Source organism: Streptomyces sp. NPDC018045 (genome assembly GCF_044327445.1).
Classification (GTDB): Bacteria; Actinomycetota; Actinomycetes; order Streptomycetales; family Streptomycetaceae; genus Streptomyces.
Map to the genome: position 1 here is coordinate 835,985 of NZ_JBIRFL010000001.1, position 12,673 is coordinate 848,657.

The 12,673-nt window shown below is 66.5% G+C and carries 9 protein-coding genes and 2 tRNA genes; 2 read left to right on the top strand and 9 right to left on the bottom strand.

The features are described from left to right. Window positions 1–277: 277 nt before the first annotated feature. A complete protein-coding gene (locus tag ACH4EB_RS03580) occupies window positions 278–580 on the bottom strand; it encodes a hypothetical protein (RefSeq protein ID WP_398345610.1) in 303 nt (100 codons plus the stop codon). Further along, window positions 581–5,332, bottom strand: coding sequence for a DUF6531 domain-containing protein (locus tag ACH4EB_RS03585; RefSeq protein ID WP_398345612.1), 4,752 nt, complete (start codon window positions 5,330–5,332; stop codon window positions 581–583). 864 nt (window positions 5,333–6,196) lie between these two features. Between ACH4EB_RS03585 and ACH4EB_RS03590 the strand changes: the two genes are divergently transcribed. Then, the gene (locus ACH4EB_RS03590; RefSeq protein ID WP_398345613.1) at window positions 6,197–6,478 is read left to right on the top strand and encodes a hypothetical protein; all 282 of its coding nucleotides are present in this window, start codon (window positions 6,197–6,199) and stop codon (window positions 6,476–6,478) included. Between the two features lie 189 nt (window positions 6,479–6,667). Here ACH4EB_RS03590 and ACH4EB_RS03595 read toward each other — a convergent pair. Further along, window positions 6,668–6,740 (bottom strand) — tRNA-Ala (locus ACH4EB_RS03595). Between the two features lie 165 nt (window positions 6,741–6,905). On the opposite strand from ACH4EB_RS03595, the gene ACH4EB_RS03600 reads away from it, so the two are divergent. Next, window positions 6,906–8,291 (top strand): glycosyltransferase 87 family protein, encoded by a 1,386-nt coding sequence (locus ACH4EB_RS03600; RefSeq protein ID WP_398345614.1) that lies wholly within the window; start codon window positions 6,906–6,908, stop codon window positions 8,289–8,291. A 157-nt stretch (window positions 8,292–8,448) separates the two neighbouring features. Here the strand turns inward: ACH4EB_RS03600 and phsA are convergent, their stop codons facing one another. The 6 genes from phsA to rsfS form a co-directional block, all read right to left on the bottom strand. After that, window positions 8,449–10,275 (bottom strand): O-aminophenol oxidase PhsA, encoded by a 1,827-nt coding sequence (gene phsA, locus ACH4EB_RS03605; RefSeq protein ID WP_398345615.1) that lies wholly within the window; start codon window positions 10,273–10,275, stop codon window positions 8,449–8,451. 275 nt (window positions 10,276–10,550) lie between these two features. Beyond that, window positions 10,551–10,784 carry a hypothetical protein gene (locus ACH4EB_RS03610; RefSeq protein WP_073761452.1) on the bottom strand — a complete coding sequence of 78 codons (234 nt, stop codon included), beginning with the start codon at window positions 10,782–10,784 and terminating at the stop codon, window positions 10,551–10,553. Between the two features lie 3 nt (window positions 10,785–10,787). Continuing rightward, window positions 10,788–11,027 (bottom strand): hypothetical protein, encoded by a 240-nt coding sequence (locus ACH4EB_RS03615; RefSeq protein ID WP_398345616.1) that lies wholly within the window; start codon window positions 11,025–11,027, stop codon window positions 10,788–10,790. A gap of 265 nt (window positions 11,028–11,292) precedes the next feature. Then, window positions 11,293–11,365: transfer RNA gene (locus ACH4EB_RS03620), tRNA-Ala, on the bottom strand. A gap of 149 nt (window positions 11,366–11,514) precedes the next feature. After that, window positions 11,515–12,168 (bottom strand): histidine phosphatase family protein, encoded by a 654-nt coding sequence (locus tag ACH4EB_RS03625; RefSeq protein ID WP_398345745.1) that lies wholly within the window; start codon window positions 12,166–12,168, stop codon window positions 11,515–11,517. After that, window positions 12,165–12,599, bottom strand: a complete 435-nt coding sequence (gene rsfS / locus ACH4EB_RS03630) for a ribosome silencing factor (protein WP_398345617.1) — start codon at window positions 12,597–12,599, stop codon at window positions 12,165–12,167. The genes ACH4EB_RS03625 and rsfS overlap by 4 nt, the downstream gene beginning before the upstream one ends. Window positions 12,600–12,673: the final 74 nt, after the last annotated feature.

A 12,673-nucleotide genomic window follows, 5' to 3' on the forward strand; every position in this document is an offset into this window, starting at 1 on the left:
GTCCGTCGCTCGCTCCTGGAATGCACTGCGCTTCCACTTCCCCGCCGTGCCATCCCGGCGACGCCCGCGTGCCCACCCGCTCCCGGACTGGTCAAGGTCGCCTGCATCGAAGAGTCGCGCGCCATGACACCTAGTTCTCCTGAGCACCGCTGACGTCCGCCCCCTCCCCCAGACGAAGCCAAAGTAGAACCTCTGCCTGTGTCGGACGCTGGCTCACCGTTTCAGTTCCGGGCGTAACCGCACCCTATTCATATCGACACTTCAGACCAGCATTGGTTCAGTGGAGTGTCCATGCAGTATCACCCGCCGGAGGAGCGTTACGAATAGACCATCGCGTACGGTCCGCCTCCGGGTCCCAGTAGGGAACAGTTCCACTGTAATACAGCACGTAGGCCCAATGCTCGGGCAACTCATGGAAAATCAAGTCATCTTCTTCCTCGAAGGACTGATCCCTCCATTCATAATTAATACGCGCCACCGCTTCTGCCGTTGGGATACCGAACAGCCCTACCATCTCTTCGGCAATCTCGTCGAGATAATCTTCAACTTCCTGCGTGACTGTCATCTCGTATTTCGACATCTACAATATCCCTTGAAGTCCTCGATTGAGCACGGCTGCCGCCTCAGGAGAGAAGGCGGCGATCTGATGTCCGCTGATTTTCGCCTCAGCACCCTTGCGCAGGAAGGGGCCAAGGTTCCTCAGCATGGGACCTTCAACTGTATCGTAACTGTGCATGGGGCCGCCGTTCCGGTGATGGCGGTAAAACTGCGACAGTTCGTCACTTGGGCCATCGAATTTCTTATTGTTCAACCCCGCCAGCTCGTCAGCGGGTACACGAAAATGCAAGACCGCCGGCGAATCGCCGCTCTTACCCGCCAACCTGCCGGCCCACTCCTCGGCTTGTGTGCGGTTCTCCGTTGTATAGAAGCCGCCACGTCCAAAATCCATTGGGCGCGTACTGAAGTTCGGGTCTACGCCACCCTTCATTATCGCTTCAGCCGCAGAGCGCGTAGTCCCGTGATACAAATCCCGGTAAGGGGCTAGCCCCAGGGGATCCGACCAGGCGTGCGGATTATCCACATAGGTGGCCGGGTTGGGGGCCGGACTCAGGCCAAGTGGATCAGGGGAAAGATAGCGCGCTGTATTCGGATCGTAATATCGATGGACGTTATAATGGAGTTCGGTCTCCGGGTCAAAGTACTGTCCAGGGAAGCGAAGTGGCGTATACGCGGTACTGGAGTGTGTCCACGTCATCGAGCCCCAGAGAGTGGACCGAGCACGCCAGGCTATACCTCCTCTCTCATCGACAAGCTCGGTCGGAGCCCCTACCAGATCGGTGACTATCGCGAAGAAACGTCGATCTACCTCTTCTTGAGGAGCGCCCGCCACACTCTTGAATTCACTCTGCGCGATAGGCTGAAGGCCATTGTAATCCCAAACAGTGGATATGGAAGTCGGCGCGCCTTCGCTGACAGCGGTTTGTTCAGCAAGCGTGGAACCATCCCATACAAAGTGCACCTGTTCCACTACGGTCTGACGATCTGCTGAAAGTCGCTTTTTGGCGATGCGCCGCCCAAGAGGGTCATAGAGATAGCGCCAGACAGCTCCCTCTGGGGTCATTGCTTCGGTGAGGCGATCCTCAGCATCCCATTGGAACGTCCACGTATCCGGTTTCCTGGACAACCGTGTTTTCCTGCGGTGGGTAACCCTGCCTTGGGCGTCGTGTTCGAAGCGTACTTTCCCTGCGTGGTTGATGAGCGTACCGATGTAGGAACGTTCACCCCGGGCCTCTGCCGACGGATACCTGTCGGGCCAGTCAGCATTTACTTGGTTGCCGACTTCGTCGTACGCGTAGGTTTCTCGCCAGTTGTGTGCATCGACTGCTGTGACTCGTCCGACGGAGTTGAGAGTGAAGGTCCGGGCACCTCCGAGATGATCATCGATTGCTGTGAGGTGACCATCTGCGCGGTAGGTGTAACACTTACGCTGAATCGTGCGTGAAGCGCCATCGAGCAGAGTTTGGGTAGCGAGACGGCCGCTGGTATCCCAGTCCTGCGAGAGGGTAGGCCCCACGGCAAGGGATCGAGACGTTTCCCGGTTCACGGCGTCGTGAGTGAAATTGAAGACTCGCCCGGAAGTGCCGTGTTGGACTCGCCGACCAGCGGCGTCATAAGTCCACGTGCTCACCGATCCCGACGGTGTTGTGCGCCGAGTGCGACGCCCCAGCAAGTCGTACTCGAAGCTCAACTTGCAGCCATTAACAGTCTCAGACGTGACCCGGCCCAGCGCATCATGGGTATATGTGAGCGTAGCGTCCGGCCCCTCCGCACGACAGAGACGGCCTACTTGGTCATAGTAGTAGGTGGTCACCTTTCCCGCTGCATTCCGCTCTGTGACGTTACCGAGCGCGTCATACACAAAATTCACAGTTTGCCCGAGGGCATTAGTGCGGGAGATCAGCTGTCCGGCCGGATCATGGGAGTAGGCAATCGTGCGGCCATCAAAGTCGGATTCGGACACCAGGCGGCCCAGGGGATCATATTCGTAGACCCAACTAAGCCCTTGTGGGTTGGTGACACGAGTCAGGCGAAGATGAGCATCGTGCGTGAATTCGTAGCGAACACCGTCCGGTCCGGTGCGGGCGGAGAGCTGATCAAAGTGTCCATATTCGAAGGTGGTAATATTCCCGATAGCGTCTTCATGCCGTACGCAGTTTCCCTCCCCGTCGTAAGCCCACGCCTCACGTGTTCCGTCTGAGTTGGTTCGGGCGACGAGTTTGCCTTCGGCACTCCATGAGAAGTGAGCTGTCTCGCCGAGAGGGTCGGTGATGGAGGTGATACGGCCGAAGGCATCACGGCAATAGCGAGTGCTATTACCGAAAGGGTCGATGACAGCAAGTGGCATACCTGCGCTATCACAACGGAGCTCAGTGGTATTGCCAAGCGCGTCGGTGACAGCCGTGAGCTGGCCACGGTGGCCGTAGGTAAAACGAGTGACTGCACCGCTCGGATCGGTGACTGCCGTCCGATTTCCACAGAGGTCATATTCCTGATGCCATGTTGCCCCATCGGGAGCGGTGACGGTGACCGGAGCTCCCATGTCGTTGTAGACCGTACTGGAACGGGAGCCGTCGGGACGCGTGACGGAAGTCAGGCGTCCTTCCTCGTCATAGGTGAACGAAACAACCCGGCCGAGAGGATCGGTGACCGCGGCGGGGCGGCCGAATTCATCACGCTCCGTGCGAGTTGCCTGGCCAAAGGCATCGATTTCGGCGACGACTTGTAGCCGTTCGTCGATCAGGTAGCGCGTAACATGACCGTAAGAATCTGTGACAGTGGTAGCGGACAGCCCGGTACTGGGGTCCTTCTCAGCGTACGTGAAACGCAGTGAAATGTGCCCCGACTGGCCGCCTTCAGCCACACACCGGTGTCGATCATCGTATTCGTAGTCATACCGACGAGCATTGGTGTCAGTCCAGGAGACAACCCTGCCCCGATCATCGTATGCGAAGCGAAGCGGCAGCCCGGAAGAATTCGTAACCTCAGTCAGGTTGCCGTGGGTATACCCGTATCGGACCAGCTCGCAATCACTGCCGTCCAAATTGGCTGCTGCAAGGGTCAGGGAAGTGATTCGATCGCCGTCTGTGGTGAGCTTGAGGTGATACCCCGCGCTATGGCGAATATCGGTTGGCGCACCAGTCTCGTCATAATTGAAGTTGATCCGGTTTCCATTACGATCAGATATCTCGTCAAGCAACGCCAGACCTGGCACGTGATCGCTGAAGTAACGAGTATGACCGGTTTCCGGGTCATGGATGGCCCAATCGCCTTGCGGCGTGCGCACCAGCGGGCGGCGAGGCCCCCGGGCAGGCAGAACAGGCCGCCCCGGTTCCGGAAGGTCATAAGTCAGCAATAGGCCGTCTTCAGATATGAAGACTATGCCCTGCTCGTCGATCTCAAGACGTTGATCCGCCGTGGATGACCAGGATGGTCCGAACCATTGTCCGGCTTGGTAACCGGATTCAACACGACGAGAGAAGACCAAGGACAGAGAACCCGGAAGCACGATGTCGGTCTGCGGCAAGAACATCTTGCCGCTGGCCATGTCCACCGGATCACTGCCACCAGAATTGACGTTATCGGCAGCCCGAGTGTTGTTGTAAGGGTGGGCACTACTGATCTGCTCACGCCCCTTGCCGATGGGGCGTCGACCGTTCTTTCCTGCGGGTCGCTTATCCTTGCCCCCCTTCGGCCCCTTCGGTTCCGGTTTGCCGCCCTTGCCGAGGCCGGAGAAGTGGGCGGAGAGTTTCCGGTCGTTGTCCTTGTGGTTCTTGGCCATCTGTTGGACGCCGCGGGTCATGCTGTCGTCGAGGTGTCGGGCGGACTTCTTGACCGCGTCCTCGATGCCGTCGATGACCTTGTCGAGCATCGTGTTGGCCGCGTCCGCGATCGCGTCCTTGCCGCGGGTACGGCCGTGGTGGCTCCTGGCACGGCCGATCTTGCCGCCGGCGGTGTCACGGAAGTGACCGCCGGCGCTCTGCAGGCCGGTGACGGCCCTGACGTGGGCGTCATGATCGAACGTGAAGCCGCCGCTGCCGGAACCGGACCCGCCACCCACCCCACCCCCACCCCCGCCGCCCGCACTCAGAAGCCGCATCGAACTGCCGGCGGCATCCTTCGCGCCCTGCACGCCCCGGGAGAAACCTTCCCTGCCCGCCTTGGCGGCCTGCCCCAGGTCGACACCGTCCCTGACACCCAGCACATCGCCGCCGAGCTGGACGACCAGATCACCGACCATCGCCGCCAGGGCCTCCTCAACAGGAGTCAAAGCAATGCTGACGACCTGCTCGGCAACCTGCCGGCAGACCTCCTTGAACAGACGCTTGACGACGACCCGGGTCGCCTGCGTGGCGGCCAGAGCACCCAGCTCGGACAGGCCGAAGGTGAAAGGCGCGGCAGCCTGGGCGGCAACGACCTCGGCAGCCAGAATCCCGAGCTGGACGATCGCACCGAGCTTGGCCCCCTCGATCAGCACGGCCACACCGTCCAGCGCGGCGGCGGCCAGTTCCCCACACCGCGCCAGCTTCGCCAGATGGGTACCGTTGACCTTCCCCCAGTGCGCGTTCAGCGCCTCCGCGGCCTGCCCGCCACCCGCCGACGAGACCAGCGCCCGCACCGCCTGATCCGCCTGACCCGCGCCATCGCTGATGTCCCCGGCGAACTCCCGCATCGCCGTCGCCATCTCGCGGTAATCGTCCTCATCGACATTGGGCCACGACACCCCGATGATGTCCAGAACCTCGTCCGCCCACCCCGGCAGCACCACACCCATGCAGAACACGCCCCCCGTTGAACACTCTCGCGTCGAAGGGCATGTTTCCACACAGTCGCCGTCCCGGATGCTGCGCTGTCGACTCACGTCATCACAGCACCCAATTCCGCCCACATCACCAGGCTGATGGCGCCGTAATCTGCCGGCCCGGCCGGTGTGCGCTTGACCGCCCGGCAGGTTGGTGCGTCACAGGCCCCCGTCGCGCGCCCCCGGAGGGCTTCGGCCCCGGGCGGCTTCCGTGGTGATGTTCTCGCCATCGTCCAAGAGCCGGACGGTGGTCTTTGCGCTGGACCTTCCACGCCCGCTACACCAAAGTGCTGGACGGGGCGCCACTGTGCGCACCCTCCTCCCTGATGATGTGGGCAGAGATCGCGCGGTACACACCGGCGGCTGCGCAACGGTTATGGAACGTCGACTCGAAAGCGCCGACAAGGCATTTGTTCGAACAGAGGCCACTGGCCCAGATATGCCCCTTCGGCTTGGACGACCGCGTCCTCCGCACCGGGGCGACACCACGCAAGCACAGATCGACAACCGCCAGCCATTCGCCCTGCACCTCGAACAGGGCCCGACCGCAAGGGGCAATCCGGCTCGCCTGCTCCGCCACCGGCGCCTCGACCACCGTGAATTACCTCCGCAGACCACCCCCGAGGTCCCGCCACGGACCATCGACCTGGTCGATGCCCGCCGGTGCCACGCCCACCCGCGCCCCGGCTCGCCGAGCCCTCCCGTTCTCCCTGGCATCGAACTGCCGAAGATCTGCCGTAAGCAGTCGGTCACCTTGCGCCCCGGCGACCTCGGCCCCATCGAAAGCTTCGCCAGGACCTGCCCTAGCTCGCCGACGCCTGGGCGCGCACCTACACCGTGACCCGTGTTCGGAACGAGGGCCTCAACGGCGTCCTCGAAGGCCATCACATCGACATCGGCGAGCCGAAGAACCGGCTCGCCTACGGACGCGTCGCCCAGACCCTGCTCGACACCCTGACGGTTACCATCGCCATCCTGGCGATCCTCGACGTCTACTGCCGAACCGGTCACGGCCAGCCTCTTGATCACACCGGCCACGACACCGATACCGACCGGCCCACCGCCGCCGATCACGCCGGCCCCAGGCCCGCCGGGCGCTTCCCGCCGCTGGCACTGTGACGAAGCGCACGACACCGACCACATCGGCCACCGCACACGAGACCGCCCCCGGTCCCGCAGTCCCCGAAGCCGCTCCCCGACCCCGGCTGACCCAGCACGCCTCCCGAAACCAGAAGATCCCGCCTGATCGAGTCGATCAGGCGGGATCCCTGAACCGAACCGGAGAGATCTCCGAAACGGCCTTTCCTGTGGAGCTAAGGAGAATTGAACTCCTGACCTCCTGCATGCCATGCAGGCGCTCTACCAACTGAGCTATAGCCCCTTGCTGTGGTCCGCCGCGGTTTTCCTGGCGGCTCCCCGCTGCGGCATCGCCTACATTACACGGCTCGCCCCGCCTTCTGCCAAATCGGTTGTCCGCGGTCCCCTGGGAGCGGCTCGATGTACTGTCGGCGGGCCGTGCCCGATTCGTCCTGGGGAGCTGTACGCCGTGTCCGCGCTGGAGCTGGAACAGTCCGCTGCACCCGGCGGCCCCGCCCCGCTGAGGAGCTTCGCCCGCCGTCGTCCGTTGCTGGTGGCGGCCGTCGGCTGTGTGCTGTCCTTCGCGGCCTTCTGGGTCGCGCAGCGGCTGGCGCACGTGACGATGGTCGACCTGATGGTCTACCGCGCCGAGGGCTGGACGGCCCGTAACGGCGAGGACCTCTACGACATGGTCGCGACCTCCGCGCATCTGCCCAACACCTACCCGCCCTTCGCGGCGCTGCTGTTCACGCCGTTGACACTGGTCGGCGTACCGGAGATGCGTACGCTCGCCACCCTCGGCAATCTCCTGCTCCTGGTCGCCGTCGCGCACCTCGGCCTGCGGCTCGCGGGGCGGCCGAAGCGGGTGCCGCCGCTCGCCGCGGCACTGGGTGTGGCCGCGCTGCTGGTCTGGTGCGAGCCGGTGTGGACGACGCTGCGCTACGGGCAGATCAATCTGCTGCTCGCCGTGCTGGTGCTGTGGGACCTGACCCGCAAGGACACCAACCGGTGGGCCGGGGTCGGCATCGGTCTGGCGGCCGGCATCAAGCTCACCCCGGCCCTCTTCGCCGTCTTCCTCGCGCTGGCCGGACTCGTACGAGCCGGGCAGCGGCTGCGCGCGGGCGCCGGGCCGCGGGGGGCGTGGAACCCCTGGCTGCGGCAGGCCGCCGTCGCCTGCCTCACCTTTCTGGGCACCGCGCTGCTGTCCGCGCTCGTCCTGCCGCACGACTCCCGGCGCTTCTGGACGGAGATCATCTTCGCCGCCGACCGGGTCGGCGAGGTGGAGATCACCGCCAACCAGTCGCTGCGCGGCGCGCTGGCCCGACTGCTGCACACCCACGACCCCGGCCTGTGGTGGCAGGCGGCCGCGGCCGTCGTGGCCGTCTTCGGGCTGGCCGTCGCGGTCGCCGCGCTGCTGCGCGGCCGCCGGGCCTGGGCGGCCGTCGCCTGTGCCGTGACCGCGCTGCTGATCAGCCCGATCTCCTGGTCGCACCACTGGGTGTGGGGCGTGCCGATGCTGATCCTGCTCGGCTCGGAGGCGATCGGCCGCGGCGGCTTCGGCAGTTGGAACGGTAGGCGCTGGTGGGCGGGGACGCTCGCGATGGGCCTCCTCTTCTGTTCGTTCGCGCTGTGGTTCGTGCCGCACCGCTACCACCACCACGAGGAGCTGCACCAGAACGGCGGCCAGATGCTGCTGTCCGGGATCTATCCGATCGCCGGGCTGGCCTTCCTGGCCCTGACCGCCGTGCTGGTGCGGCGGGACCGTGCGGGAGGGGACGGGGCGCTGCCGAGCACCGGGCGGGGCGCGACGGCCGCGCCCGGCGTCGGCCGGGGGACGGTCACGCCGGAACGCTGAGCCGCGGCCCAGCCGCAGCACAGCCGCCCCCACGTCGGCACGAGCGCCGCCGAGGCCCACGGCCAAGCTGGTGCCCCTCGGCCCGCAGTCCGATCATCGCCCGGCCCGCGGCCGGAGCCTCGGCTCAAGGCCCCGGCGCGGCGTCCACGGCGCTGTCTCAGTGTGCAGCGTGGTCATGTCCTCCCGGCTGGTGATGGTGGAACCTCAGCACCTCGCGCGGCATGACGACGAAGGGCCGCATCATCCCCATGTCCTCGTGCTCCAGCAGGTGGCAGTGGTACATGAACCTGCCCTTGGCGCCCTGGAAGCGGCCGAGCACGTTCACCATCTGGCCCGGCGGAACCTGTATGACGTCCTTCCAGCCCTGGTCGCCCGGGGATATCGGGGTCGTACCGCCGAATTCGAGCGGGGTGCGGGTGCCGCCGACCTCGTTGTCGTACGGGCCGTCCGGATCCGCCGGGTAGCGGTACCGGCTCAGGACCTGGAAGTCGACGAGGTGGATGTGCATCGGGTGGGTGCCGGCGCCGCCCAGGTTCAGGAAGCTCCACTGCTCCCAGTCGCCGTGCCGGACCATGTGGCCCAGTGTGTCGTCGAACATCCGGGCCGTACGGCGGTAGGTGCGGACCGTGCCGTCCGCGCCGCGGATCTGGATGATCCCTTCGGTGGGCACCGGCACGTCCGTGCCGGGGATCTGCCGCATCTCCCACATCTCCGGATGGAAGTTGCCGACCGGCCCGGGCGGGGTGAGGACGACGAGCCGGCGCTCGTGCCCGGGCGCCGAGTCGGGGGTGAGCCGCTCGAAGGACGGGGAGATCACCTGCGGAAGCACGAACGGGTCGCGCACCTGCGTGGTGCCCACCCGGAACTGCAGCACGTCCGGGTACGCGACCCCGGGCGCGGCGTTGACGAGCCGGAGCGTACGGCCGCGCAGCCGGCCGAAGTCGATCAGCACGTCCAGCCGCTCGGCGGACGCCAGCGACAGCGGGCCGTCCACCGGGACCGGCCGCGGCAGCAGGCCGCCGTCCGAGCCGATCTGCCACACCGCGCCCGTCACCGGCGCTCCGGTCGCGTCGTCCACCAGCCGGAGTTCGAAGGTGCGGCTGTTCGCCGCGTTCAGCACGCGGAAGCGGTACCAGCAGGCCGCGACGTCCGCGTGGGGCCAGATGACTCCGTTGACGAGGGTGTACGGGCCGGTGAAGGGCAGGGAGACGTTCTTCCCCTCCTTGTCCTTGGCCACGATCTGCGTCTTGTGGAGCAGACGGCCCGTCAGGCGGCCGTCCTCGTCCGTGTCGAGGTTGCGGTCCTGGATGACGAGCGGTATCTCCCGTTTCCCGGAGGGCAGTTGCAGCATGTCCTCCTCGTCGTCGCGGATCAGGTACATCCCGGTGAGGCCCGCGAAGACGTTCCACCGCGTGATGTCCATGGCGTGGTCGTGATACCACCAGCACGTCGCACGGTGGTCGTTGGGATACTCCGAGAGCTGGGAGTCGCCGGGCGAGACGGCGTTCTCCGACCAGCCGTCGTTGCCGCCGCCGGTCACCGCGCCGTGCAGGTGGGTGACCGTCCAGGGCGGGAGGTCGGCGACGCCGGCCACGAGGCTGCTGTTCGCCCGGCCCGGCTCGTCGGTGGGCGAGGGCGCGCCCGGTATCGGCTCCGCCTCGGCGGCGGTGACCGGATAGCCGCCGGTGAGGTGGTTGTTCCAGTTGACGCGCAGCCGCCGGCCACGGCGCACCTCGATGGTCGGGCCCGGGTAGTGGCCTTCGTACGCCCACACCTTCGTCGGCGGGAGTTCGGAGTGCAGCCGGACCCAGGTGGTGGTCTGGTCGATGTCGATGCCGCGCAGGGCCTCCTTGCGGCCGGGCCGCAGGACGGGCGGGATGCGCAGCTCGTCGACGAAGGGTGTCAGTCCGGCTGCGGCTTCCCGCTTGTGCGGCGCCTCGGACGGCCGGTCCACCGGCGCTTCCCGGACAGGATGAATCGTCATGTCGCTCACGATGCGACCCCCGTATCGCTTCCCCCGTGCCGCCGGCCGTCTCCGGCGGCAGCTTCACGAGGTCAACGCCCCGCCCGTCGCACGGAGTTCCGCGTTCATCGGAAAATTTCGCACTGGTGCTCGCAACGCCGGCTCATCCGGCAGGCGCGGCACCATCCGGAACCGAAGCTGGGGTCCCGTCAGGAACCGTGGCGGCGAGGGCTGCTGAGCGCCGCCTTCGGGCGCACGGCACTGCCGGGCGCCCTCGCCGCGCCCCTGCACGCCCCTCAGGCGGTCGCGAAGGAGTAGAACCGCTTCAGTGTGCAGTGCTCGTCGAGCAGGCGCCCGTAGATCGGCTCCCCGTCGAGTTCGCGGTACGTCTCGATCGGGTCGCCTTTTATGACCAGGGCCCGGGCGCACTCCTCGCACCAGTACTGGTAGTCGGGGTTGACCGGCTCCATGTCCCGGACGATCGGCGTCCCGCTGCCGCACCAGTCGCATTTCCTGCTGTGAGCGCCCATCAGTCAGCTCCAACTGTGGCCGCAGGCCGTACACACGAACGAGATGCCACCGTTGTCGCCCAGCACCTGCGCCACGTGGGCCGATCCGCAGGACGGGCACTGGAGCACGGCGCCGCCCATGCCGTACGTGCCACCGGCGGGACGGGTGGGGCGGGGAGCGTCCTCGGGCAGTGGGCCGGCGCTCAGCGCGGGAGCGGCCGCGTCGAGCAGGTCATCGACCTCCTCCAGGATGCTCGTGGGCATCGCGTTCTCTCCTCCCCTGCCGGCGCCGTCCGAATTCTGCCACGGACCGCCGACCGGGTCAGTCCCGCCGCCGTACCCGTTGTGCCAGCACACCGCCGTACGGGGGCCGGAGCGCCGGGGGAACCGGCGTCGAACACGGACCGGCCGCGCGGCCCCGTACCGCGGGCTCCCGACGAGGTCTACCCCGGTACGCACCGGTTCGTGCGCCGGCCCGGGCACGAAATGATCCCGCCTCCCTGAGCGGGAGACGGGATCATCCGAGGTGTGGAGCTAAGGAGAATTGAACTCCTGACCTCCTGCATGCCATGCAGGCGCTCTACCAACTGAGCTATAGCCCCGGGTCTTGTTCCGCTCCTCCGGGGGTTTCCCCGGCGGCGCCGCGAACAAGAAGAACTCTAGCCTGCGACCAGCCCATATGTGAAATCCGGTCGCTCCGGGCCCCCGGAGAGGCGGTCCGCTGGGCCGCGGGGCCCGGTCGCGGAGCCGCTCAGTCGTCGTCGCCGAGCACCGGCTCCGGGAGGGTGCCGGCGTTGTGCTCCATCAGGCGCCAGCCGCGGGCGCCCTCGCCCAGCACGGACCAGCAGCAGTTCGACAGGCCGCCCAGCCCCTCCCAGTGGTGGGACTCCAGGCCCAGCAGCCGCCCGATGGTCGTGCGGATCGTGCCGCCGTGGCTGACGACGACCAGGGTGCCGTCGTCCGGCAGCTTGTCGGCGCTGCGCTCCACGACGGGGGCCGCGCGGTCGGCGACCTCGGTCTCCAGTTCGCCGCCGCCGCGCCGTACGGCCTCGCCGCGCTTCCACGCCGCGTACTGCTCGCCGTACTGCGCCAGGATCTCCTCGTGGGTCAGACCCTGCCAGGCGCCCGCGTAGGTCTCGCGCAGAGCTTCGTCGTACGTGACCTCCAGGCCGGTGACGGCCGCCAGCTCACGGGCCGTGGCCGCCGCCCGGCGCAGGTCGGAGGCGATGATCGCGTCCGGTTCGAGGGCCGCGAGCAGCCGGGCGGCGCGCCGCGCCTGCGCCACGCCCTCCTCGGTCAGCTCGATGTCCGTCGAACCCTGGAAGCGGCGCTCCAGGTTCCACGCCGTCTGGCCGTGGCGCCACAGGACGATCCGGCGGCCACGGCCGCCCTTGGTGCCGTTCAGCTCAGGTCTCCGTCCTGCTCGGCCGCCGTGGCCTCGGCGTGCTCCGCGGCCTTGCCGCGGGTGGCCTTGGCCTCCTCGGGGAGGTCCAGCTCGGGGCAGTCCTTCCAGAGGCGTTCGAGGGCGTAGAAGACGCGCTCTTCGCTGTGCTGGACGTGGACGACGATGTCGACGTAGTCGAGCAGCACCCAGCGGGCCTCGCGGTCGCCCTCGCGGCGCACCGGCTTGGCGCCCAGGTCCTTGTTCAGCCGCTCCTCGATCTCGTCGACGATCGACTTGACCTGGCGGTCGTTGGGGGCCGAGGCCAGCAGGAACGCGTCGGTGATGGAGAGCACGTCGCTGACGTCGTACGCGATGATGTCGTGCGCGAGCTTGTCGGCGGCCGCCAGCGAGGCGGCCTTGATCAGCTCGATGGAGCGGTCGGTGGCGGTCACAATCCAGCTTTCGGGATCGGTGGTCAGGTACCCACCAAGGGTCTCACGGACCGCCGACACTCCCACCGGGCGTT

Coding starts and splice junctions, on each gene's coding strand:
- ACH4EB_RS03580 (WP_398345610.1), bottom strand. CDS start 580: ATGTCGAAATACGAGATGACAGTCACGCAGGAAGTTGAAGATTATCTC.
- ACH4EB_RS03585 (WP_398345612.1), bottom strand. CDS start 5,332: ATGGGTGTGGTGCTGCCGGGGTGGGCGGACGAGGTTCTGGACATCATC.
- phsA (WP_398345615.1), bottom strand. CDS start 10,275: ATGACGATTCATCCTGTCCGGGAAGCGCCGGTGGACCGGCCGTCCGAG.
- ACH4EB_RS03610 (WP_073761452.1), bottom strand. CDS start 10,784: ATGGGCGCTCACAGCAGGAAATGCGACTGGTGCGGCAGCGGGACGCCG.
- ACH4EB_RS03615 (WP_398345616.1), bottom strand. CDS start 11,027: ATGCCCACGAGCATCCTGGAGGAGGTCGATGACCTGCTCGACGCGGCC.